Source organism: Paenibacillus sp. FSL F4-0125 (genome assembly GCF_038008565.1).
In the GTDB taxonomy this organism is placed as follows: domain Bacteria; phylum Bacillota; class Bacilli; order Paenibacillales; family Paenibacillaceae; genus Paenibacillus_AQ.
In genome coordinates this window covers 3,052,299-3,076,732 of the sequence record NZ_JBBOZJ010000001.1, presented here as the reverse complement: position 1 = coordinate 3,076,732, position 24,434 = coordinate 3,052,299, and the positions used below count along the sequence as shown (strand labels likewise).

The 24,434-nt window shown below is 40.0% G+C and carries 26 protein-coding genes; 2 read left to right on the top strand and 24 right to left on the bottom strand.

Going from position 1 to position 24,434, the window contains the following annotated elements:
• Positions 1–143: 143 nt before the first annotated feature.
• The 11 genes from NST74_RS13415 to NST74_RS13365 form a co-directional block, all read right to left on the bottom strand.
• On the bottom strand, positions 144–920 hold the full coding sequence (locus NST74_RS13415) for a (S)-benzoin forming benzil reductase (RefSeq protein WP_341112480.1): 777 nt from the start codon (positions 918–920) through the stop codon (positions 144–146).
• Between the two features lie 160 nt (positions 921–1,080).
• On the bottom strand, positions 1,081–1,701 hold the full coding sequence (locus NST74_RS13410; RefSeq protein WP_341112479.1) for a thermonuclease family protein: 621 nt from the start codon (positions 1,699–1,701) through the stop codon (positions 1,081–1,083).
• A 171-nt stretch (positions 1,702–1,872) separates the two neighbouring features.
• On the bottom strand, positions 1,873–3,051 hold the full coding sequence (locus NST74_RS13405) for an MFS transporter (RefSeq protein ID WP_341112478.1): 1,179 nt from the start codon (positions 3,049–3,051) through the stop codon (positions 1,873–1,875).
• 81 nt (positions 3,052–3,132) lie between these two features.
• Entirely contained in the window at positions 3,133–3,444 is a 312-nt protein-coding gene (locus tag NST74_RS13400; protein WP_042132144.1) for an ArsR/SmtB family transcription factor, read from the bottom strand.
• 47 nt (positions 3,445–3,491) lie between these two features.
• Positions 3,492–4,445 carry a phospho-N-acetylmuramoyl-pentapeptide-transferase gene (gene mraY / locus NST74_RS13395; RefSeq protein WP_341112477.1) on the bottom strand — a complete coding sequence of 318 codons (954 nt, stop codon included), beginning with the start codon at positions 4,443–4,445 and terminating at the stop codon, positions 3,492–3,494.
• A 354-nt stretch (positions 4,446–4,799) separates the two neighbouring features.
• Positions 4,800–5,270, bottom strand: a complete 471-nt coding sequence (locus tag NST74_RS13390) for a GNAT family N-acetyltransferase (protein WP_341112475.1) — start codon at positions 5,268–5,270, stop codon at positions 4,800–4,802.
• A gap of 34 nt (positions 5,271–5,304) precedes the next feature.
• A complete protein-coding gene (locus tag NST74_RS13385; protein WP_339290846.1) occupies positions 5,305–5,934 on the bottom strand; it encodes a hypothetical protein in 630 nt (209 codons plus the stop codon).
• 114 nt (positions 5,935–6,048) lie between these two features.
• Entirely contained in the window at positions 6,049–6,792 is a 744-nt protein-coding gene (locus NST74_RS13380) for an ABC transporter permease (protein WP_339291346.1), read from the bottom strand.
• Positions 6,793–6,840: 48 nt separating this feature from the next.
• The gene (locus tag NST74_RS13375) at positions 6,841–7,590 is read right to left on the bottom strand and encodes an ABC transporter permease (protein WP_341115886.1); all 750 of its coding nucleotides are present in this window, start codon (positions 7,588–7,590) and stop codon (positions 6,841–6,843) included.
• A gap of 127 nt (positions 7,591–7,717) precedes the next feature.
• A complete protein-coding gene (locus NST74_RS13370; protein ID WP_042127279.1) occupies positions 7,718–8,773 on the bottom strand; it encodes an ABC transporter ATP-binding protein in 1,056 nt (351 codons plus the stop codon).
• Between the two features lie 78 nt (positions 8,774–8,851).
• Positions 8,852–9,634, bottom strand: coding sequence for a GTP cyclohydrolase II (locus NST74_RS13365; RefSeq protein WP_341112473.1), 783 nt, complete (start codon positions 9,632–9,634; stop codon positions 8,852–8,854).
• Positions 9,635–9,828: 194 nt separating this feature from the next.
• On the opposite strand from NST74_RS13365, the gene NST74_RS13360 reads away from it, so the two are divergent.
• On the top strand, positions 9,829–10,155 hold the full coding sequence (locus NST74_RS13360; protein ID WP_042127276.1) for a winged helix-turn-helix transcriptional regulator: 327 nt from the start codon (positions 9,829–9,831) through the stop codon (positions 10,153–10,155).
• A 90-nt stretch (positions 10,156–10,245) separates the two neighbouring features.
• Here NST74_RS13360 and NST74_RS13355 read toward each other — a convergent pair whose 3' ends face one another.
• The 11 genes from NST74_RS13355 to NST74_RS13305 all read right to left on the bottom strand — a co-directional run bounded on the left by NST74_RS13355 (position 10,246) and on the right by NST74_RS13305 (position 19,471).
• On the bottom strand, positions 10,246–11,130 hold the full coding sequence (locus NST74_RS13355) for an ABC transporter permease subunit (RefSeq protein WP_341112472.1): 885 nt from the start codon (positions 11,128–11,130) through the stop codon (positions 10,246–10,248).
• Positions 11,127–12,128, bottom strand: a complete 1,002-nt coding sequence (locus tag NST74_RS13350; protein ID WP_341112470.1) for an ABC transporter ATP-binding protein — start codon at positions 12,126–12,128, stop codon at positions 11,127–11,129. Before NST74_RS13350 ends, NST74_RS13355 begins: the two co-directional genes overlap by 4 nt.
• On the bottom strand, positions 12,125–13,246 hold the full coding sequence (locus NST74_RS13345; protein WP_341112468.1) for a hypothetical protein: 1,122 nt from the start codon (positions 13,244–13,246) through the stop codon (positions 12,125–12,127). Before NST74_RS13345 ends, NST74_RS13350 begins: the two co-directional genes overlap by 4 nt.
• 54 nt (positions 13,247–13,300) lie before the next feature.
• Complete coding sequence (locus NST74_RS13340) at positions 13,301–13,819, bottom strand: sigma-70 family RNA polymerase sigma factor (RefSeq protein WP_042127269.1); 519 nt, start codon at positions 13,817–13,819, stop codon at positions 13,301–13,303.
• A 173-nt stretch (positions 13,820–13,992) separates the two neighbouring features.
• Complete coding sequence (locus tag NST74_RS13335; protein WP_042127267.1) at positions 13,993–14,310, bottom strand: hypothetical protein; 318 nt, start codon at positions 14,308–14,310, stop codon at positions 13,993–13,995.
• A 144-nt stretch (positions 14,311–14,454) separates the two neighbouring features.
• Positions 14,455–15,906, bottom strand: coding sequence for an N-acetylglucosamine-specific PTS transporter subunit IIBC (nagE, locus tag NST74_RS13330; protein WP_042127265.1), 1,452 nt, complete (start codon positions 15,904–15,906; stop codon positions 14,455–14,457).
• A gap of 48 nt (positions 15,907–15,954) precedes the next feature.
• Positions 15,955–16,461: a PTS sugar transporter subunit IIA gene (locus tag NST74_RS13325; protein ID WP_341112462.1), complete on the bottom strand. Its 507-nt coding sequence runs from the start codon at positions 16,459–16,461 to the stop codon at positions 15,955–15,957.
• 22 nt (positions 16,462–16,483) lie between these two features.
• Positions 16,484–17,356 carry a PRD domain-containing protein gene (locus tag NST74_RS13320; protein WP_042127261.1) on the bottom strand — a complete coding sequence of 291 codons (873 nt, stop codon included), beginning with the start codon at positions 17,354–17,356 and terminating at the stop codon, positions 16,484–16,486.
• A 213-nt stretch (positions 17,357–17,569) separates the two neighbouring features.
• On the bottom strand, positions 17,570–17,956 hold the full coding sequence (locus NST74_RS13315; protein ID WP_042127259.1) for a DivIVA domain-containing protein: 387 nt from the start codon (positions 17,954–17,956) through the stop codon (positions 17,570–17,572).
• A gap of 93 nt (positions 17,957–18,049) precedes the next feature.
• Entirely contained in the window at positions 18,050–18,409 is a 360-nt protein-coding gene (locus NST74_RS13310; protein WP_042127258.1) for a helix-turn-helix transcriptional regulator, read from the bottom strand.
• A gap of 492 nt (positions 18,410–18,901) precedes the next feature.
• The gene (locus tag NST74_RS13305) at positions 18,902–19,471 is read right to left on the bottom strand and encodes a GNAT family N-acetyltransferase (RefSeq protein WP_341112460.1); all 570 of its coding nucleotides are present in this window, start codon (positions 19,469–19,471) and stop codon (positions 18,902–18,904) included.
• A gap of 121 nt (positions 19,472–19,592) precedes the next feature.
• On the opposite strand from NST74_RS13305, the gene NST74_RS13300 reads away from it, so the two are divergent.
• The gene (locus NST74_RS13300; RefSeq protein WP_341112458.1) at positions 19,593–20,483 is read left to right on the top strand and encodes a GNAT family N-acetyltransferase; all 891 of its coding nucleotides are present in this window, start codon (positions 19,593–19,595) and stop codon (positions 20,481–20,483) included.
• Between the two features lie 123 nt (positions 20,484–20,606).
• On the opposite strand, the gene NST74_RS13295 is transcribed toward NST74_RS13300, so the two are convergent.
• The gene (locus NST74_RS13295; RefSeq protein WP_341112457.1) at positions 20,607–21,545 is read right to left on the bottom strand and encodes a GNAT family N-acetyltransferase; all 939 of its coding nucleotides are present in this window, start codon (positions 21,543–21,545) and stop codon (positions 20,607–20,609) included.
• A 101-nt stretch (positions 21,546–21,646) separates the two neighbouring features.
• Positions 21,647–24,262, bottom strand: coding sequence for a LuxR C-terminal-related transcriptional regulator (locus NST74_RS13290; RefSeq protein WP_341112455.1), 2,616 nt, complete (start codon positions 24,260–24,262; stop codon positions 21,647–21,649).
• Positions 24,263–24,434: the final 172 nt, after the last annotated feature.

Here is a 24,434-nt window from a genome sequence, read left to right as displayed (position 1 = left end):
ATCACCCTCTCTCCTTAATGGCTTATATTTTTTTGTTCTTTTCCAGAAATTCATCTTCAGTAAGTCCAGATCCGATCATCATCCTACCAATAATAATTGCTGTAATCTATATCTCGCACAATACACTCCGGAAAGAAGTTATTTTAGTCTATTGATATACTTAAATGCTGTTGAAGTTTTGAATAATCATAAATATCCACAACTGCACCGTGTTCAAAATTAGGTTTAAACAAAAACTCAATGATTTGTTGTGCTGTTTCCTGTGCTGTTGTGAGCATCCCAGTTTCCTTAACTACCTCAAATATCTCTGCCGATGGAAATGTTGATTTATCCTGGCTTCTAGCCTCTCTTTGCAGATTGGTATCAATCATTCCTGGCCAGATCGATACAATTCCAACTGGTGTTTTGGAGTGATTTTGTTCTAGTCCCACACACTGTGAAAAAACATCTAGCCCAGCTTTTGCTGCTGAATACAAACTCATGCCAGGATGATGATTCTTAGCAGAAGAGGATGATATATTTAAGATTCTTTTGTCGATTAGATGACCATTCGTATGCTTTATAAACATTGAGGTTAGTATAATAGGAGCTAATAAATTCACATTTATATTTCCCGTTATTTCATCAACCCTAGCTGCATCAATAAATGAGACAGGAGCAATCATTGAAGCGTTATTAATAAGGTAGATTCCCTCCGCTTTTGACACGTTAATAGAATTGAAAATACTTCCCATCAGAGATTCAATCAGATGAATGTGATTCAAATCAAATTCATAATAGGTTATATTACTACTTTTGCTTACTAAACTCTCATTTCTTTCACGTGAGATACAAAACAGATAGTGATCAGGAGAGACTAGTTGCTCTGCTATTGACTCTCCAATTCCTCTTGAAGCTCCTGTAATAATGAAGTATTTCATAAGGGCAATCCTCCTCGATTTGTAACCTGATACTAATACCAACTACTAGAGTATCACATTTAAAGAATCACCTTGTCAAATCCATCCATTCCGTGCATGTTCTACCTAATATAAAAAAAGCTACCTCATGGTAGCTCTATGAATCTTGATTACTAGATGTTTATTTCGTATTTGGAACATGAAAACCATTGTTTTGCGCGTAATTTTCAATACTCCAGACGCCGATTCCCTGCTCTCTTGCTTTATCCTGAATAGCTCTAAATTGATCTACGTATTTCGTATTAGGTGCAAATACATATGCCACACGTGCATAACCCTGCTCTAGCAGAAGCTCATTAAACATTTTGCCATCGATATAGAGATAACAGAGTAGACGACCATATTTATCTCGTTCTGATACATCCAGTTCAATTTGCACATCTTTATTGGTAAGCATCTTTTTGGCATAATCAGAGGCTTCTATCGAAAATGGTTGTGGCTCAGGAATATTCGGATTAACGGATTCAGGAGTATCAACTAGTAACAATCGAATAGTTTCTTTTTTACCGTCGATCGTCAGCTTCATGGTGTCACCATCAACTACCCGTGTTACCTTAGCATCTAGTAAACGTCTATTGTCCTCTACTGTATTCTTTGCGGTAGCATCAGATTTAGGGCTAGGACTTGTTGTTATAGATGGAGCTTGATCTGGAGTAGACTGCACGGTGAAAGTGCAAGCGGTAGCTGTTCCGAGTATGAGGGTGATGGCTAAGCAGATTTTTAATAGATACGTTTTACTCATGGATAAACCTCTTTCTTATACATATGTAATAGCTTCATGGGGTCTAATTAAAATAAAGCAAAACCGTGAAAAACACAAGTTTGTATTACTTAATATAGAAAACAACGACAACTATGCACCAGAAAAATAAGATACATGGCTGTCGCTGTTTTTTTCAAATTATAATCTCCATTAACCACCCAGCTTAGCTTCTGCTACGTTTAAGTTGGAAATTTTTATTTTGATTATGATCGATAAGAAAGCAAGCAGGGAAAAAATAATGCCAATCCAAATGAGTTCATGTATACCTAAGCGAGAAATAAACCAACCACCGATAGAAGTACCTATTGTAATTCCAAGATTGGAGAATGAAATAAACAAGCTATTACCGAATTCGGGAGCTTCTTTCGTCTCGGTCGTTAACCATGATTGACTGATAATGAGTCCGCCGGAATGCACTACCCCCCAAATAATTATGATAATAACCATTGGAATGAAATAAGATCCTAGAAAATAAACGAAGAAGTAAGTTACCGCATAAAGCAGAGGAAACATGATGACGGTCTTTGGAATGCTTTTATGTAAAAGGCCCCCAAATAAAAAATTCCCAAAAATCATGACTATACCAAAGGCCATTAACATGATACTAATCCATGACCCATTCATATGTGTTACTTGACCAAGATACTCAGCAAAGTAACTATATACAGAAAACATCGCTGCAAAGATAAAAATAACTGTCACTATATTTAACCATAATAAGGGTTTGCGTAATATACCAAGCTGCTTGCCATAAGACATTTTTTCTTTAACAGGCATGGAAGGAAGCCAAGCGAGTATCCCTAAAAAGGCAATTATACTTACAACAGCACCAAACAGGAAAGCAACTTCTAACGATATTTTGTCTGCGAGATAAGAAGTCAAAGGCACACCGAAAGCAAACCCGACTGTGATTCCGGCGAAAACCTTTGTAACAGCCTTAGTACTCTTTTCTGGTGGGACAAATTGAGCAGCGGTCACAAGAGCAACTGAAAAAAAGACGGGATGAAATATAGCTGCAATAATACGGAAAATAAGCATTACTTCAAACATGGTCGTATAAGCATACACAATGTTTGAAATCGCAAAAATAAGTACAGCCGTTAATAGAATAACTTTACGATTAATACCAGAAGCCAGTAATGTTAGAAATGGACCAGAAATGGCAACGACTAAAGCAAATATACTTACAAGCCATCCAGTCTGTGAAGTCGTTATATTAAATTTATGAGTTATCTGTGGTAGAACACCTATAATCCCCATTTCCGTAGTGATAATACCAAATACACCTAAAGCCAGAATAATGATAAGCAACGGGTTAATCTTTTTCATTTTTAAAACAATCCTCCATTTATATTCACATATATAGATTTGTAGATATGAATTATCAAAAAAAATCTTCCCTCCTCTCATTTATAGTTTCTGTTTAATATACTCGGAAAACTCCTGAATTGTCTTCTCATTCCGACGATAATACGTCCACTTCCCAATCCGCTCAGATTCCAACAAACCAGCTTTTTGCATAGTCAACAAGTAACTCGAGATAACAGACTGTGCAAGTCCCGCTTTAGCTTGAATATCTCCCACGCATATACCAATTCGAAAACTCAGGCCTTGTTGTAAATAAGGCTTTTCATCAAAGAATTCCTCTGGAGTTTTTAACCACATCATAATTTGACTACGTGTCTCGTTAGATAAAGCTTTAAATATCATTAAAGGTTCCATGCGTTTCATTATATCTACTTTTATAGATTTGTAAATATAAAAGTTATTTAGTGCATGAGAAATTTCCAAATTAACCAGCAAAGCAGTACGGATACCCACGAAATAAAACCGAAAATCATCACGATTTTGTTTTCGCTCCATCCGTATTTTAAGCTGAAATGGTAATGAATCGGAGCCATTCGGAACAGCCGCAGCTTAGTTCGTTTATAGTACCAAACTTGTAATATGACCGACAACTGCTCTGCAAAATAGACGAAAAACAAAATCGGAATCAAGAGCTCGACCTTCTCAATGACAGCTAAAATGGAGAGGGAGCCACCGATCGCCAGTGATCCTGTATCGCCCATAAAAGCTCTTGCCGGATAAATATTATAAAGGAAAAGCCCAAGCAGACAGCCGATCATGACAAGGGAAAATGTCTGCACTTCAGGTTTGTCCGAAATCATAAAAAAGAAAAAATACGTCGGAATGGCCACATTGATCAGTAGCCCATCAAGACCGTCCGTAAAATTGATGGCATTTGCGGAGCCCACCACAAACAGCAAAATGATTCCGACATAAAGATACAAAGGCAATTGCAAATATTGCCCTTGAAATAACCCAATATCGCCCGTCAAGCCGAACGAATGGAACAACACATACAAAATGGATCCAGTAAAAATAAATTGCAACACTAGCTTAGTGCGGCCGGTGATGCCGGAAGGATTTTGCCAAAAAGCCTTTTTGAAATCATCCAGAAATCCGACTGAGCTGAACAACAAAAACGTGACGCATAAGAGTAACATTAGAGGTCCGGGATGAAACTGTAACGAGATCGCTATCCCGATAAGCAGGACCAGCCCTGCCATAAGCGGTGTACCACGTTTGGCCTGATGATCTGCTGGTAGCTCGGAGCGAATCGGCTGCGTTAACCCCAGCCTGTGTAGCGTCCAGATCAACAGCGGCGTAAACATCGCCACTAGAAGAAAAGACAGGCCGGAAATAGCCATAATTCCAAACATATAACAAACTCCCCTCTTTGAAAAGTATCATTTTAACATTTCCACTCCAAGTGTTCCTACTTTTGAACCTAACCCACACTCACAAAATTGTTTTGAGAGTTATTAAGATCGCTTGAATTATGTAAAGTAAAGTTTTATCCCTCTCACTTGTATCTTTAGTAAAATGATATATGTAAATAAAATTTTGAAAAAGAGAAAGTATTCTGTTTTTATTTCCTATTTTCGCTCCTCATTAAAAAATACTTCCGTTCAATAAATGAAGGACTGCCTATCGGCAGCCCTTCATTTATTGAACATTCTTCACCTTCCAGTAATCGACAATTATTATCCCAAATAGAATAGAATGGTCCGATATCAAGCTTTAACCTTAACCATAACAATAAATACAGTACTTCCTTTTAAAAATTCAGTTTCCCGGCTAAATCCCAATTTCTCATACAAACGTATCGCTCTTTCATTAAACTTTGCCACTGTCAGACGTTTTGAGCTTTTCCCGAACATTGAATCCATTTTACTTAGAACAGCTGTGAAAAATAGAGTCCCATTTCCCTGTCCTGTAAACTCTGGTCTCATCCCTAATCCAATATCTATAAACCCCTGAGAATATGTATATGACTTATTTGGAACCTGCGCTGAGCTTCCTGTACAGAAGAACCCTACTAACTCTTTATTATCATCAAATATGGAAAAATATGATTCAGCAAGCATTTCACTTATGGCTTCAGGCGTTTGTTCATTGTTGTAAAAATCATAAGGTTGTTCATATCGCCAGCTTAATATATTCCTAGCAGTATCAACATTCAGCTTTTCCATGTAAAGTTTCATTTCGCACCACCTTATGTTCAAAATCAATAGGCACCTATGAGTCTAACTCCGTTAACTCCCGAAGGATTTTCTCTACGTCACCTTCAGGATTTAACGCTTTGATCATCTCTTTTGTAATAGCTGCACCCTCATAAACTTGTGCAACAACCTCTAAGGGGAGTGTGAGTTCAAAATAACCTTCGGCAAATTCCACAAAATCCTCAGCTGTGCGGAAAATAGTCCCTAGCAAAAAGTCCGAACCATCTTCTGTCCCCGCTGGAATCTCTACCTTCCCCTTTTTCCACGTCAAGTCATTATTTTCACGCCAAAAACAAAAAGTAACATCATCCTTAGCTATCGCCTCATCTTCAAGAATAGACAACAGTGAGGTGGGGACTTCTTCATAGATTCCTGGCCAAACTTCATGTTCGTCGTGCGCATATGGACTTACTTCGGATTCATGATCAAAACCTTTAATTATCGTTCCTTGAGGTACAAAAATAATAAACAAATTATCACCTGAGCCATTATCGATCGATGCTAGAGAAACATTCTTATCAAATTTAGAATCAAAACTATGATAGCGAAGCCATTCCTCTGAACATAGGACAATATTTAGAGAAGCAAGTATTTTCATGAGTTTTTTTAAGTTTTCGGGTGCTGGTAAAATATCTAACACATTCATCTATGATTCCTCCCCATACTAGTTATTAATGATTTTAGCATATTGATGAATTAGGAGTGAAAAAAAAGACTACCCAAAGGTAGCCTTTCCAACATAACAAGACACTAGCTTAACTTAAGATCCTGCTCCCTTATATCTTCTAACGCCATAACTCCAAGCTAACAGACCAATTCCAAGGAATATCGCACCTACAACTGGCGTCATAAGAGCAAGGTTTGTCATCTCTTCTCGCTGTAGGAAGAGCGCTGCCGGATAGACTCCGACGAATGCAAACGGTATGATCCACGTGAGTAGTACCTGAATAGCCCGATTGTAGATCGTTACCGGATAACGGCCATAGGTTTGAATGTTGTACATTAACGGAAGAATGCCCGTAGGAGCATCCGAATAGAAAGACAATGAAGTCAATGTTGTATAAATCCCAGTATAGATGGCGACGGCACTTAACGTAAGAATGATCAGAGCCGGTATCGTCCACCATTCAAAGGGAAGACCCAGATTACTGCCACTAATGGCCATAATAATAATACCTATGAAAGAGCCCATTAGTGCTGGTGGATCAACATTTTCCAAAAAGATCTGGAACAAATTATGCGCTGGGCGTGTCAGAATACGGTCCATCTCACCTTTAACGATGTACCGCTCACTAAATCCCCATAGATTCACAAAACAACTAAACACCCCAAAAGGCACCATAAAGAATCCATACACGAACACTACTTCGTTCTGATTCCAACCGCCTAGGCTATCCGTATGCATGAAAATCACCAGAATAAAGATAAAGTTGGTGGCCTGAAAAAGTAAATCTGATATGACCTCTACCCAAAAGTCTGCACGATAGGTGAGCCGGGACTTCATATAGTTCTTGATGTATTCAATTAATAATCCAAGGTAATACACGTTTCCTCAACCTCCCTGCACGAAGAGACGCTGCCGCGCCGCATGATATAACCAGACAATTGGAATCAGTAAGGCCAGGAACCAAGCGATCTGGATCCCCAGTACATTCCAAATCCCAACCCCTTGCACTCGTCCCGTAAACACTGAGCCCGGCAAGTAAGTAATCGCCTGAAACGGCAGCACCTTAAGTATAGAAGATAGCCAGTCCGGAAACAGACTGATCGGCACGATCAGACCGGAGAACAGATCAACAATTACCCGCTTCATTCGCATCATGCCCTCATTATTCTCAACAAAGAAGGCCGAGAGCCCCGTAATAATATTGATCTGTGAATTAATCAAAAAGCTGAAAAAGAGCATTACAAGAAAACCCGCCCAAGCAGATGGTGCTGTCGGTAATTGAACCGGGAACAACAACATCGCTATAGCCATACCGGGAATCATAAATAAGAGGAAGCGGAACATGCCCTCTCCGAGTCCTTGCATCATTTTGACTAAGACATAGTTATAAGGCCTTATAAACTGAATAGCGATGCTTCCGTCTCGTATATCCGTAGAAATCTCACGATCTAGATTATTAAAATAAAACGCACGAGCCATCCAAGAAACAGCAACATAAGACGTCATTTGCGTTGCGGTAAAGCCACCAAGTGAGTCCCCATTCCCATAGATGGCCATCCATGTGAAATAGTTAACCCCGATATTCAGTGAATAGATAAGAATACCTGAGTAGTAGTTAATCCGATAAGCAAGCATGGTAAGGAAACGGATGCGTATAAAATCCAAGTACGCCCCAAATAGTAATCTCCGACTATTCTCTGGAGGACCACCTGAAGTCGAACCTCCTGAGGACGAAGACATAGCTGTTGCAGCATTAAGCTTATCAGACATGTAAAGCCTCTCTTTCATCCTTCAGAGCGGCAGCTTGTTTCTCTGGTTTATCCGCAGACCCGGATTGATAAATACTGCGAACAATATCGTCCGTATTCGTCTCAATAATTTTGATATCAGTAATGTCAGCTTTCCCTACTACCCGTCCCAAAACATCGGAAACATTTATATCCAGCGGTATCCAAACCGATGCTCCAAGATCGTTCTCTGCAGACCAAGTAACCGGCATCCCTTCAGTCCAAAGCTCAAGCAGTTGCCGTTTCGTTGCATTCCCGAATTGAAATTGAACTTCACGTCCGGTTCCCCAACGTTGCTTCAGGTCTTCCAGTCCTCCGTCATAAATGATACGGCCATCATCAAGCATAATCACCCGCGAACAAAGGGCTTCAATGTCTTGCAAATCATGTGTAGTCAGCAGGATGGTTGTCCCATGCTCACGGTTCATATCTTTAAGAAATTCACGGATCTCTGATTTCACCACAATATCTAAGCCAATGGTCGGTTCATCCAGAAATACAATCGACGGATTATGAAGCAATGCTGCTACTAATTCACAACGCATCCGCTGACCGAGACTAAGCTTACGAACGGGACGATTCAGTAGTTCTTGCAGCTGCAAGCGTTCGACCAATTCATCAAGCCGTTTCTTGAAGTCTTGTTCAGATACCCGGTATACCTTGCGCAGCAGCTGGAAGGATTCAATGACCCCAATGTCCCACCATAGCTGGCTGCGTTGCCCGAACACCACACCGATATTCTTCACGAATTTCTCGCGCTCCAAATAAGGAACATAACCACCCACCGAAAGATTTCCTGAAGTGGGTACGAGAATACCCGTGAGCATCTTGATCGTAGTTGATTTTCCAGCACCGTTCTCACCGATATAACCACAAATCTCACCTTCGGGAATGGAAAAGGATATATCCTTCACCGCAGTTACTTCCGTATATTCCCTTTTAAACAAATCAGCGAAGGCCCCTTTGAGACCTTCGCGGTTTTTTTGCACTTTGAATGTTTTACGTAAGTCTTGTACTTGAATAGCAGTCATATTGTACCTCACTAAGCTTAAAGTTGGGTTCCAGTAACCCATTATAATAGAAGAAGTGCAAAAGCACTACCTCGATTTTTACTTAGCCAGTCTTCCTGCGATTGGATTTGTATCTTTTACTGCCTCTAAATGTCCTGAACGAGCCACTTTGGTACGCAAGTATTTCTCATTAAACGAAGATACATCTCCCCATAGCGCTACTCTTTTCACAGCGTTCATTCCAGCTGCCTTAAGAGCTTCCAGTTTCTTCGGATTGTTCGTAATTAGTGTGACTGGTTTATGACGTAGATGTTGAAGAACACTAATCGCTTCTTCATAATTTCTAGAATCATCAACAAAACCCAACTCCAAATTAGCCTCAACTGTATCGTATCCTTCTTCTTGTAAAAGATACGCTAAAGATTTACTGAACAGTCCAATGCCTCTGCCTTCATGGTTAGCCAGATAAAATAACGCACCTGAGCCATGCTCTACGATCATTTTCATGGACTGATGCAACTGGAAGCCACAATCACAACGTTTACTTCCAAAAATATCTCCGGTATGGCAAATGCTGTGCATCCGAATTAATGCTTCATCGGAACCCTCGAAATCACCATATACTAACACACTGGATTGTTGTCCATCTGCAAGGCTCATGGATGGTAACTTGGAAATCAAAGCGGCGGTTGCTTCACTGCTGTCCCCTTTAAGAAGCTCTGCATCTGTAGTGTTCAGCCAGTTGTACCATTTAAAGGTAACAGTCTCTCCGTCTAAATTCACAGGTAAAGTAATCGGTCCAACCAATATATTTGTACTGTTTGCTAAAGGAATACGAGTAATTTTATTTTGTAGGATAGAAATAATATCTGGTTTTGTCATGTGTAACACCTTCCTCAATGTTCATCTAGTATAGCTGTAGCTATACATAAGGATCGAATATTAGTTAAAATATAAGTAACTATTTGTAAGTAAGTTTATCATTGTAATATAACTTCGTCAAGTTATAATATATCTTTAAATATTTATAATTACTTTATGTAAGTTTATGATATAATGAATGTTGAGGTGATATTATGAATGATTTCAACATGTGTCCTCGCTTTGAAAAAGCGGTAGACTTGCTAAGTAAACGTTGGGTCGCGCTGATCGTTTTCGTGCTTATGCCAGGTCCACGTCGTTTTGGCGAAATTGAAAGCTGTCTGTCTAATCTAAGTGGTAAAGTGTTATCTGACCGATTAAAAGAAATGGAAATCGAAGGTATTATTGAGCGAACCGTATATCCAGAAATGCCCGTACGCATTGAGTACTCCCTTACTCCAAAAGGTACCGCGTTGGCTCCTATACTAGGTGAAATTGGAAATTGGTCCACAGACTGGATTGAGCTTGGTGTTACAAATTAATCGGCCTCCACTAACTTGAAGAGCCCTTTTTGTTCCGTAAATTCGGCAACAAAAAGGGCATTTTAAGTTCTTCAATGTATTATTGAACTGCTATAAATCCTTCCGTTGAAAACGATACAATCCGATTAAGAATGCCAGTAGCGTATAGAAGATCGCATATACGATAAATGTATTGGATGGGACTGAGGCGAAATTTACTAACCCAAATGAACTACTGGAACCATTAAACATCCCGCTCATTTCGTTAATGCTAAATAATTCAGCAGTCATTCTACGCTGTAATCCATCTACAGGCATTAGTAACGACATTATACCTGTCATATTATTTAAAGTGCTAAGCGCTGCAGGCTCAGATAGTAAAGAATTGCTTACCTTGTCAATCATTCCTCCTAGCCATCCAGCACCATAAAGCATAGTCATAAATACCCCATTCCCAAGTGCCGAAAAGAATCCTGAACCCAGCATAGAAATAGTTATCAGCAACGGTACGATAGAGGCAAAGAGCAGGAAAGATTTGAATAGCGCTAATCCATCTCTCGGAATTGCGGCATGGACTTGAGTAATTAGCAATATAGAAATAAATAAAATAAGCGCATACCCTATCCCCAATGTTACATAACCAAGCCAGCGACCGGCATACCATTTCCAGCGTGGAATGGGTCTTGGAAGCAAGGCTTGCATCACACCCTGCTCTGCCTCACCTGAAATGGCGGAGAATGAACTAAATATTGCTAAAAAAGCAATTACAAAGGCCCCGAAAAAAAATCCAAACGATAAAATAAATAAACCATTAGTAAAACGCATAAGGAGTTCTTCTCCAGTAGGAATACTCGATCCTTGAGACATAGTACTTTGTCCGATTGTACCCGCAATAAACCAAAACCCAATAAGAAAGACCACGGTCATTAGTAATGTCAGCACCATTACTCTTTTACGCAGCAATTCCTTCCAGGTCATCCCCATTATAATTCTCATTCCTGTTCACCTCTGTGGCTTAGTCCGGATACAGCATCCATAAACCACTCTTCCAGACGTTCTTTCTTGCGTGAAACTTCATATAAGGTCATCCCTTGTTCTACAATTAATGTATTTAACCACCCCACCTGCTCTTCACTTTCCAGCTCTGCCTCCAACCAAACCGTACTACTGTCTATCGATTGCAGAGATTGCAGATTTTCTAACCCGTTTATCAACTTTTCTTCGGTATGGGAAGACACCCGAATCTGCAAGCCTGTGTTCTCATTTAGCCATGACAATAAAATAGGCGCATAGCCGCCTACTTTAAAATGCCAGCTCATACGCTTGTTCAGCACCTCGGACACTTTGCCATGCCGGAGAATAACCCCATTATTCAGTAACGCCATTCGGTCACAAAGTACTTCAACATCCTCTAACAAATGAGAGTTTAGAAATATCGTAACTCCTTTTTCTTTTAGGTTCTGTAATATACGCCGGACTTCCTGACGTCCAATTGGATCTAGTGCCGATGAGGGCTCATCCAAAAAAACGATAGCCGGTTCATTTATAAGTGCACAAGCCAACCCCAATCTTTGCTGCATTCCCTTAGAATAATGCTTCACTCGATCTCGTCCACGCTTACCAATTCCAACCTCATCCAGTAGTTGTGGAATCCTCTTATCTGCTACAGACCGTTGCATTCCGCATAATCTTGCATGCAGCCTCACAACCTCCTCACCCGTCAGCCATTCCTGATAACGATACAATTCTGGCAAATAGCCGATAAGTGATTTTGCTCCCAAGGAACCAATCTTATGCCCGAATAGGCTCCCACTACCGCTTGATGGATGAATAAGTCCTACTAGCATTTTCACAAAGGTGCTTTTACCTGCACCATTAGGGCCGAGGAAGCCAAAGGCTTCCCCTTTCCCTACACTAATACTTACATCTCGACAACCGCGCCCGTTATCAAATTCCTTGGTTAGGGACTTAGCTTCAATTGCTGCAGTACTCATGATTCAATCAACTCCTGAACCTTGGTCATAAGCTTCTCTTTACTCGAATAGAGCTCACCTGACAAATTGAATAGCTGCCCATCCTGAATCCATGTAGCTTGATATACAGGACCCTGGCTGTATTCATAATTATCAACAATAACTAAAGTATCACCCACAGTTATTTGCTCCGTATTTTCTCCAGCGATTAACGGCATTGGGATTTCCCCGGATAAGACCCTGCTTTGCATTAAGCTAGTCTTCAAGTAATCCGGCAACAGCGGGAAATTCACTACAGCTTCCAAAGCTTCTTCCACTTTAATAGAAGGATCAACGTTAAGTACAGGCGCATTCATCTGCGACAGACTTGCCCAATGCGTTTCATCAGATGAGAGATTGTAATTCACAATTTCCGGAATATGAAGTGTAATTGGTTTACCGTCAATCGATTCAGGCAGCAGATGTTCTGCCCCGATTTTTTTCAAGGCTTTGTTCACTTCATCAACTTTCAGATTAAGCGTGATATCTTGTGAAGCACCCACAGTAACTGTTTTACGCCCTTCCCCTAAAGCAGCGATTTTCGCTGGATAGCCTACGGTAGCTTTCAGTTGATCCGCAGGCAGCTCACCAATATAAGCACCGTTAGTGTTGGTAAACTCACCGAATTGATTAATTGATCGATTAAGCTCACCGTCTTCAGCTACTTGTGTGAAAATATTTCGAAGATCATTCTCATGTACAACCGTAACCTGTTCCATACGGAACTGATTCAGAATGGATGCCATTGCTGTATTGCCTATCGGAGTCGCGAGTATTACAGCAAAAACAGCGACACTTGCTAAAACTGCTCCCAACTTCCGACGACGGTTCATACGCAGTCGACGCGGGTGTTTTACTTGCTTATCATGGGTAGCTACAAGTAAGTCCTGTTCTCCAGTTGGTGCTGGCTCTGAGTTAACACTCTCTACATTTGCTGGCTGACTAAAGTAAATAGGATCCTCAGTATTAGTCGCCGTATTTTGACTCCATTTTGCCCATTGAGGATTATAAGGCTCTTTCTCTAACTTGCTCTGCAGCTTGGCCCAGGCTTCCTCTGTACTTTGCTTATCTTTATCTTGCTTTCCTGAATAGTTATTCATTAGTGTACCTCCTGAATTAAAAAGATTACTTCGTAGCTGCACTTTGAGTAATGTCTACTTTGTCTGGGGTATCGCCTTCGTTGCATTCTGTCTTAATTTCTCTGTCGCTCGGTGGAGCAAGGTTCCTACTACTGGAGGCCTTACTCCAAGCTCTCCCGCGATTTCAACGTAGCTGTACCCTGAGTAGCGTAGGAGAAGCGCCTGTCTGTCTCTTTCAGGCAATTCATTCAGCCAGACATGTACATCCTCCTGATCTAGCTTACTTAGAATGATTTCTTCACCTGAAGGCGGAGATTCACTTGCATCATACAGCTGCTCTTGTTTATTCTGCAGTCGCCGTTCCCTCGCTTTTTTGTCCAGATAATCATATCCAATACGGGTAAGGACTCTATGAAGCCAGGCACCCAGCGCTGCTGGATCATCTGGTGGATTACGGTACAATCTTAGAAAAACTTCTTGAGCCAAATCATCCGCTGCCGATTCATCGCGTACCAAAGCGGCAAGCTTACGTCGGACAACAGGATAATGTTCGTAAAATATTGCTTTAAAAATTTCAGATTCCGGAATTTCCATCGTGTAAATCCTCCTTATCAGCTGCAGCTATAAGTAAGACGACTGTCAGTGCATTTTTGTATCAGAATTCTTCATAATTATCATAACCTATCTCAAGACAAGCAAAAAGACAGCCCCAAATTAACAAGGTAACTGTCTTCATTATTAGTCTTACCTATTTATTGTGATCTCAATTATCGAATTCGAATATACCGGTTAAGGATTTTCTTAGACAAAATACTCCGCTCCAGCTTAAGCTCCAGCAGCTGCTCATTCCAATGTAACACTTCATCTGAATCTTCATTCTTGCGCAGCTTCTCAAACAACTTCATGATCAATATGTTAACGGAATCAAACTGCGACCATAATTCTATCACACTTTCTTCTTGAACCTGGGGTTCTTCCGATACAGTGTTTAGATTCTTTAAACTCTCTATGATGTCAGCCTGCCACTGTCCATCGTTAATTGCTTTGGCATAATTTAAAAGGTCCAGATAATCGTCGACTGACATATGTACCGACTCCTTTGTATGTTTATACCAAGTATTATACTAGGTATTGTGTATATTGCAACACTTTATCCCTCTAAACACAAAAAAACAAGGGCTAGTATGCGGACTAGCCCTTGCTAATAATTTTAAACGGAGTACGTTAAGTTATAGTAACTTCTCGATTTCCTCTTTGTATTGCTCCGATTTCGGACCAAATACAATTTGTACAGCACCTTGACCAAGTCTCATGACCCCAGAAGCACCGAGTTGCTTCAGCGCAGAATCTTTAACCGCTTTCTCGTCTTTAACGATCAGACGAAGGCGTGTAATACAAGCATCGATATTCTCGATATTTGAAGGTCCACCAATGTGCTCAAGAATTTGAGCAGCCTTGGAAGAAACAGCTGAACCTGTTGCGTTACCGCCAGTTGGTGCAAGCGCATCATCATCATCTTCTCGACCAGGCGTCTTAAGCTTGAACTTCGTGATGATAAAACGGAACAACACATAGTACAGAACGAAGAAGGCAAGACCTACAGGGATAAGAACCCATGCATTGGTGGATAGCTTCATGTTCACTAGGTAATCGATCAAACCTGCAGAGAAACCGAAACCAAGCTTAACATCTAGAATGTACATTAAAGCCATGGAGAAACCTGTTAACAAAGCATGCACCAAGTACAATAGTGGTGCCAAGAACATAAAGGAGAACTCAAGTGGTTCTGTAATCCCTGTTAAGAAAGAAGCAATGGCAGAACCGATAAAGATGGAAGCAACCATTTTACGTTTTTCTGGTTTAGCGGTATGAATAAATGCAAGAGCTGCACCTGGAAGCGCAAACATCATGATTGGGAAGAATCCAGTCATAAACATCCCAGCCGTTTTATCTCCAGCGAAGAAGCGGTATAAGTCACCGTGTACCAATTCGCCTGCTGCATTTGTAAAGTCACCAATTTGGAACCAAGCAATCGTATTCAGTACGTGGTGAAGTCCGATCGGAATCAATAAGCGGTTAGCTGTACCGAAGATGAAAGCTCCAACTGCTCCCAAGGACACAACCCAGTTTCCGAAATCACTAATTACATCTTGTATAGGGCTCCAGATCATCCCAATTAATACTGCAAGGACCATCGTGGATGCTGCCGTAATGATTGGAACAAATCGTTTACCTGCAAAGAACCCAAGCCAATCTGGCATCTTGATATTGTGATATTTCTTATATAGGAATGCTGCCCATGCACCGGCAAATATACCTCCAAGCACACCCATATTCAACACTACATCATCATTGATGAAGGAGAACTGAAGAGGTACGACAGCCAGAATCTTAGTTAACACCATGTATGCAATTACTGCTGACAAGGCAGCAACGGCATCCTTAGCGAATCCAATTGCGACCCCTACCGCAAAGATCAAAGCAAGATTTCCGAAGATTGCATTGGCACCGGCATTTAGGAATGGAGCAAAATATTGATTCAAGAATCCCCCTACCGTGGCTCCTAGATGCAAATCTTTTTCATAGTTAAGTAAACCAAACCCTTGAAGAATAGCTGCCGCGGGCATAGTAGCAACTGGAAGCATAAGCGACTTACCTAGTTTTTGTAGAAAAGCCAACATAACAAAATCATCCTTTCGATTCAATAGTAGAAATGCTTTATTCGCTTATTACTTTGAAGCCACTGTAAGAACCAGATCCTGTCCAGCTGTAACCTGACCATAATGTCCGTTCACTTGAGGTGGTGTTTCTTCCGTACTAGTCACGATTACAGGCGAAATTGTGTCACAACCTGCTGCGCGAATTACGTCCAGATCAAATTCGATTAGGGTTTGACCTGCCTTCACTTGATCTCCAGAGGAAATATGACTGACAAATCCGTTGCCCTTAAGGCTGACAGTATCGATTCCGATATGTAACAACAATTGCACACCGGAGGAATGTTCCAAAATAACTGCATGACTTGATTTCACGATATGAGCAACCGTGCCATCAAAAGGAGCTTTTAAGATCCCTTCGGAAGGTCTGATTGCAATACCGCTCCCCATATGACCACCAGCAAAGGTTTCATCAGGAACTTCTGATAATGAAACGGCTTCTCCGCTGATTGGTGCCATGATTTCAATTGTATGTCCAGTAGGTTTCTCTTCTTTTTTTGATTTCCATTTGGAAAACATATGCTCCACTCCTCTAAAGATGTTAATTTTGTTTCACTAAGGTTTGAAATAATCGATGTAAGTGCATCGCCAGGAAACATAGCTCTTCTTCTGGAATTTCTACTCCAAGTGATCTTTGCATCACTTTCCCGAGCTTTTGAGATAACTTGTATTCCTCTTTATATTCCTTCTTAATATGTTTCACAAAAGGATTATCTATTAGTGATCCTTTCAAAATACGTTCCAGCGAAAACCGTAAATGGATCATTAACCGAATATGGTTCATACTGCCATGCTCAAAAGTTATATTACGTTCTTGCTGAATCATGTCTAAAAGTTCACTCACAATATTGGAAGCTTTTACTAACTGACCCACCGATACATTACTAACCGCGGAGTACACATGATAAGTAAGGAATCCAACCTCGTCTTCGGGAATTTGCACCTGAAATTCAGCATTGATTTTCTCTGACGCCTTGTAAGCGATATCAAATTCCTTCGGAAAAGACATCTTAGTTTCTTGTAAAAAAGGATTAATAATATCCATCCCGTTGCGCAGACGGTAAATGGTGAACTGAATATGGCTCGGGAGTGCCAGATAAATCTTGTCGTTTAATTTGTCAGGAAATTGACTTTGGATATCAGCAATTATTTCATCAGTTATTCTCATCACTTTGGGATCTATGTCTTCCAGCAATATTTGATACTGACTCCAGGCTTCGCGGTCTTCTAGACGAAACAATTTCTCAATACGAGGATCGTTTCCTTCAATCACCCCTGAACCTTTCACAGCAAAACCAATGCCTTTGCCAATGATGACATATTCCTTGCCGTTCTTGCTTCCCTGAACCATTACAACGTTGTTCCCAATCACACGCTGTACTTGAAATTGCTCGATCTCCCGCGACAAGCTCATCACTCCTTTCCCATATTATCGTCAATTAGGAACAAAAAAAGCCAAGAAATGTCTTATGAAGATGAAGACAATTCTTGGCTCATGCCCTTAACGGTAACACGCCACTGAAATATAAATGATCATTTATGAACATATCATAAATCATGAACTGCTAACTCGTCAATGATAAATTTGTAAATGTCAAGCGGAGCACCTGTGATCAAAATTCATGACTTATAAATAGCTTTCGATTTGGGGAAGCTTATCTTTAAGCTGACGGACATTGGTTTCCAATCTTAAAATGACTTCTTCTAATTCCTTTGGATCGATGCCTCGAAGTACAGGAACTTGAATGACTTCAGTAGCTTTGGTTTCTGACTTTAATTCGCGCATCTCCAGTTGTTGCTCTTGCCATTTATCCATCAGATCAGCGATTGTCGCATAAAAACGCTCATAATCTTTGATTACGCTATCTAGAAAAGTATCTACTTCTTCCGCATCGTAACCACGAAGCTTCATACTGAATTCTTTTTCATGTATGGTTAGAGCATCAAGAGTGATGCCAAGTTGGCTGAAGAGCTTGCGTTGTTTGTCCAATCGACGTTTCATATGTTCATCCATCATTTGTTACCTCCAAGTATATACTGCAATGATCCGGCAGTAACCATTATAACAGGGTAAGAGCATCCTGAAAATATAACTATAGTTCCAGTTCTAGAAGTTATCCGCAACCGCCTTGTTCAAAATACCTAGACAGCGATCAAGATCTGTCTTCACCTGCTTCTTATATAGCTTAGCTTTCTCTTCTCCATCAGAAGTAAAATGATATAAGACGATTTCTTGAAAATCCACCTTCGGATCATTCCCTTTTAGCTGTTTAGTACGATATAAAATCCCTTGCTGTACCAGCTCATGCAGGGCACGATAGATTTCGCTTTGTGGGGGGGAATATCCATGTGCCTTGAAATCTCGACGTAAATCCTCAAGCATTTGATATCCATAACCGCGGTGTTGTTCTACCATTGTGATAAGATACACCTTGATAAAAGCCCGTTGAGCAATCATAAACGCCATATTAACCCTCCTCATGTTGTATTGATATTGGCTAATCTTACCTGCTATAACTCTAGTATAAGCACTATTTTCCAACTTTCACAACCTGTAATGTGGTAGTAGGTTCACTTTTTCCGATTGGTATAGAATTTTAGTAGCGATGAATGATGGTTGCTATAGAAGTTACTAGATAGAGCTTATATTTTGGATTTTCTATTGTGAATTTTTCATATGATGAAAGTACATAATTTTACTATGCGCTCCATTTCCCCACATTCGGATTGTCGGCGGACCCTACAGACGCTATTGGCATAAAAAAAAAAAAAATACAGCTATTCTATAAGAATAGCTGTCTGTACTGGAGTCCGAAATAACGTGCAAATAGCTAATAATGCAGAAATAACGCCGTCTGAGACCGAAAGCTTAAGCATTTGATCGAGACAGACATCATCTGGCCAAGTTTATTGTCTATCTGTTAACTTTACCTATAGACAATACTAGAGTCTAAACCCTCTATTCCATAACGTTTTTCTCCATAAACTCATCCTTCGTCAATCCAAATAATATCAAATCATAATATCTTCCATTCGTGTAAATGACCTTCCTCCGTACGCCCTCTTGAACGCAGCCGACTTTCTTTAGCATCGCTATAGAACCTTCATTGCCTTCAAGCGCACATTCATTGAATTTATTTAGTCGTCGTTCGAAAAAAGCATACTTTAAGAGGATCGTTATAGCTCTCGTTCCATATCCTTTACCTCGATGATCTTTATCCACTTGCACGCCAATACTGAACGTACCATTTTTCTCGTCAATGCTATTAAGATTTACTCCTCCTACATTCTCACCATGCAAATCTTCGATCGTAAACATTAATCTATTAGATGAGAATTCAGTATAAGTCTCTGCAAAATTTTTGGCTTCGGCAATTGTGGGTGGTAATTCAACAGCACACTGTAAGAATCGCCGCGCTGGAGTGTCGAAACGATTCGTGTAATAACCTTCCCAATCCCCTTCTTGAATAGATCGCAATCTAATTTTCTCGTCTTTCCAATAATAATTACTGTAATCTATTTCTCTCATACTCTAGCCTCCAAATAATATCGGTAATGTTTATTTTAAATAAACATTACTTTATAACAGTGTAGTAAAATATAACCAATAAACATAACTATGAAAAAAACATTGCAAAAGAGGTTAACTTATGAGCGATTACCCATTGATCAGTGATTATAAACATAACCAAAAATATATAGAAAGCTTCAATACTCTAGCTCAAATGATCTTTGGAATCGATTTTACACCTTGGATTGAACAAGAGGGCTGGAATGACAAATATATTTGTTATTCCTTTATTGATCGGGATCAGGTGATAGCAAATGCGTCCATAAATATAATGACAATTGTTATAAATCAAACAGAATATCATGCCATTCAAATTGGCACCGTAATGACACACCCTGACTATCGCATGCAAGGACTATCCAGAAAATTAATAGATCATATTATTGCTAAATACGAGCATGAATATGACTTCATTTACTTATTTGCAAATGACAGCGCCTTGGACTTTTATCCTAAATTCGGATTTGAACGTATGCAAGAAAGTAGCTTTTCGATAAAGGCTTCTTATCTTAGAAATCAAATGTCTAAAACTTCCTCTGTGCGTCGCTTATCTATGAATAATTCCGATGATTTTACCTTGTTAAAACAATTCGCAGAAGAAAGAATACCGGTGTCCTCTATACTCAGTGTGATAGAGAATGAACATCAGCTGCTGTTTTATTTTATCCTCCCTTTCCATGATTCCTTTTATTATATTGAAGAGGCTGACGTTGTAGTGATTTTTAGACATGAGGATCAGCAGCTTCATATTTTTGATATCTTAAGTACTACAAGTATAGATATCAACGCCATATTGCATAGCATTATATCTCCTGAAACTGAGGTTATCTATTTTTATTTCACACCAGATTATGCAATAGATCACTTGGAGACAGAATTAGTTCCCCAGAGTGAGGATACGTTATTTATGCGTCCACTTTTAAAAGAACTACCTAAACATTTCATGTTTCCAATAACCTCACATGCCTAGATAGGATAAAGAAGGCTGCCATTCGGCAGCCCTTTTTTTATCGTAGCAGAAAGTATATATTTTGGGTACTCACAAAGTACATAAGTACGCATCGAAGCAAAAATCCACTAATACTGGGATATTTTAATCATTCACAGGAATATACATACTCTGTATCTCTTGCACACCTGGAACAAATCCTAGATTGGTATAAACAGACTCTGCGTCATTCCCTTCCATGACATATAATCTTAGGAGTGGATACTTATCTTTAAGGAGATGAAGTCCTCTTTTCAACATGAGTGTCGCTAACCCTTTACCTCTAAAATCGGGTATTACCCCAATGCTGTAAACTGCAGCGTAATCTCCTTGTAAGCCCAAGAGACAATTTGCAATTAACTGTCCCGATCTCTGATCATACACAAGCGTTGACGCCGTAAGTAATGCTTCATTTGTATAATTAGGTTCTTCACTAGGTACAAAATCTTCATAGGAGAATTTCTTTCTCCTGGTTGCTTCTAAACTTCCGGCAAAGCTAGCGCAGTTGCATTCGGCAATTTGTTCTTCAAGAACAAATCGTTTAGCCCCCATCTCATCATCTTCGATCTGTGGACTTTCAATCCTAAATTCTTCGTTCCATTCCACCTCGAAATGATCTGTAGGACGCTGCATCCAGCGACATCTGAACTCATCAGGCCAAAACCCTGCCCGCGCAAATAAATGCACTTGATCCGGTAGAACCTCGAAGGTTTTTATCGGCTTAGTTCGATCTGACCAATATATCAAAAGCCTTTTTAATAGTTTCAGCACCATAAATGTATCGTTAAACGGTGGAATAACAAATAAATGATAAATCCGATTAGGATCCATCCTTACACCACCTATTTTCGACTCACCTTTAAAGATCCAGAAAGCATTTCTATGAGTAGAATTAAACCCTTCCTCTCTAAAAAAACCAATATATTGGATATTATAATAAATGGAACAGTAAATTCCCCATTCATCAGTTTCAGCCTTACGTATAGAATAATCATTACTTAACTCATAGGATATTTCGTCCTCAGACCATCCCTTTAATTGCATGTACGATTCCTCCTCGCTGCTTCTTCACCTTCTATCTTCCATAGTATCACTACAGAAAGTAAATGATTGGTAATAAACACTTATAGTAATTATTTATTACACTATAGCAATTGATGTTCTCTGATCTTAGAAACGGCTTGCACACGATTTTTAACGTCTAATTTCTGATAAATATTGTGAATGTATCTCTTGACCGTGCCTGGAGAAAGGAATAACCGGCTTGCAATTTCATCATTAGAAAGACCTTCGACTATGAAAAACATGAGCTCTAACTCTCTTTTTGTAAAATGAAACGCTATAGAAGAATCCGACGTTCTCATAGCCTTAGAAGTATCATTATATAACGGCTCGAGCTGATATGACTGAAGCAATTGATGAACATAATCAACATCAGAAGTTGTGCTCCGCTCCGATAAATAGCGTTGCAGCAATCGGGTAAGTGGCACACCTTCGTCAAGAAAAATACGGCTATAACCCTCCGGCTCAGCAAGCTTAAGGGCCTGTTCTAACGCCTCAAATGCCTGACTATTCTTACTTAGAATTTCATAAGACACAGCAAGCAGCAACAAAATCTCGATCTGACTGCCCATTCGATCCGTTCGCCTAGCCTCACTTAACAGCTTATTAAGCCAAGGGATCGCTTCGTTGAACGCTTGACGCGCCATCAGTATACGTGCGAGTGTGATTTGTTCATATTCCCTAGTGACATTAGGCTTATCTGTTGTGCTAATATGACTTTTCGCAAGCCATTCATCTCCACTATTTACAAGTCCTTGTGAGAGTAGAATTCGAATATGTGCAGCCTCTAGCAATCTTTCCCAGCGAGGGGAATGATGTTGCTTCAGATCTTTTATAGCCATTCGTAAAACCACTGCTGCTTCTTCAATGTGACCCAAAGCATTTAATATTTTCGATTGTAAAATAACCCCAGGCACCCACACGCTCACTTGTTCCGAGGAATTACACATAACAAGCGCTTTTTCCACTTGGAGGCTTGCATCATCAAGACGGTTCCATTCATAAAATAGATCCGACAAAAATATAAATCCATGCCCTTGTAACGCAAAATGAATCAATGCTCTTCTTTCCTCAGACGTTGAGACTTTAGCTGATAAATACGCCATTTTCTTCAATCTTCCACCGAATCCTATCGGGCCACGAAATAAAAGAGCTTCCCCCATATTTACTACTTTTACTATAGAAGAAAATCGCTCTATGCCTTCTCTGTTCTGATCCAACAGTTCAACAAACGTATCGACGTCCCCCTGATAAAAGGCAATGGAAGCACGATAAAGATCCAATCGCATTTGAACTACAGCTTGTTCTTTATCAGGAATAAAGAATTCCTCTTCCATGAAACGCTCTACCTTGTGTAAAAAGCGTTTGGCATCATCTGTTCGTCCGGAGACTGCCATCGACCCTGCTTGAAAATAGAAAAGATCAGGATGCACGATCATATTCTTGATAGGCAACATATCCAATAAATCTAGCAATATAGATTCATCGCCATTTTTAATAATCGAATTGAAATGTCTGTCCATACAGGATGCTGAAAGCACATATTCCTTTGCTTCAAACGCATGTTGTATGGCTTCTAATGCTAATCCTTCCTGGTCGTACCAAATTGCTGCTCTTCTATGTAAGTTTTCAATCTCTGCTGAACTCATTTTTTTGGATAATCTAGTTTTTAACATTTCCGCGAATAGATGATGATAACGGAACCACGATCTAGTGTCGTCAAGCGGTACGATGAAAAGACGTGCTTCTTCAACTTCCTGTAATTGCTTCTCCGCACCCGATTGATCCATCACAGCCGCTGCTAGAGAAGGACTAAAGGAATTCAATATAGACGTTACTAGCAAGAAATTTTGTACTTCGGTAGACTGCCTAGAGAGGACTTCATCCAATAAATAATCGAAAATATTGCGTGAGTTCCCTGAAAAAGTATTCATATACGCCGTGCGATCTTGTTTCTCTGAGAAGGAGAGGAAAGCTAGAATCAAACCCGCTACCCAGCCTTCTGTCTTTTGTTCAAGTAATAATAGCTCTTCAGGTGAAAGCTGATCCCTTAAGGATTGAGACTGAAGTTCATCTATTTCTTCAAACGTAAACCTCAGGTCGTCATCGCTCAGTTCCAGTAATTCCTGTTGCACTCTTAAGCGGGATAATGAGAGCGGTGGGCGTGTTCTACTTAATATCACAAGCTTCACATGATCTGGGAGATGACCGATAAAAAAGCCCATGCTCTCGTGAACCGATTGATTAGTAATCGTATGATAATCATCTACAATAAGGGTAATTGCACCGGGAAGGGAATAAAGCTCATGTAGTAGAAGTGAGATCGCAGTCTCTACTGAACCATCACGAACAGACTGGAGGAACATATCTAATCGACTTAAGAAGGACGAAGCGATTCTTTGGATAGCAGCACGTACACTTAACCAAAAACGGACGAGATGATTATCTGAAATATCCAGCGATAGCCAAGCCACTTCATCAGCATGAATACGCGCCCATTCAGCCGCGAGTGTGGTTTTGCCAAAGCCTGCAGAAGCAGCAATAAGCGTCACCTTAGTACGATTCTCATCCAAGAACCTGGACATTAATCTAGTGCGCTGAACATAAAAAGGTGCTTGCTTTGGGATAGTCACACGTGAGGTGATGATCGAATGCTGAGAATAAGTTAACGCTATTTGGTGTTGAGAGGGAGAATTCATGGGATCCTTCCTTTATGTGTGTCTTAATTTTCCCAAAATATGAGGCGGCTTCAACATTTTAATTTTTAAGCATTGGTAAGTAATAACATAACATTCTAATATGCTGGCGTCCATGATGTAAAAAAAGCCGCCTATTGGCAGCCTTCTCATTAATATATTCTAGAGTATAGCC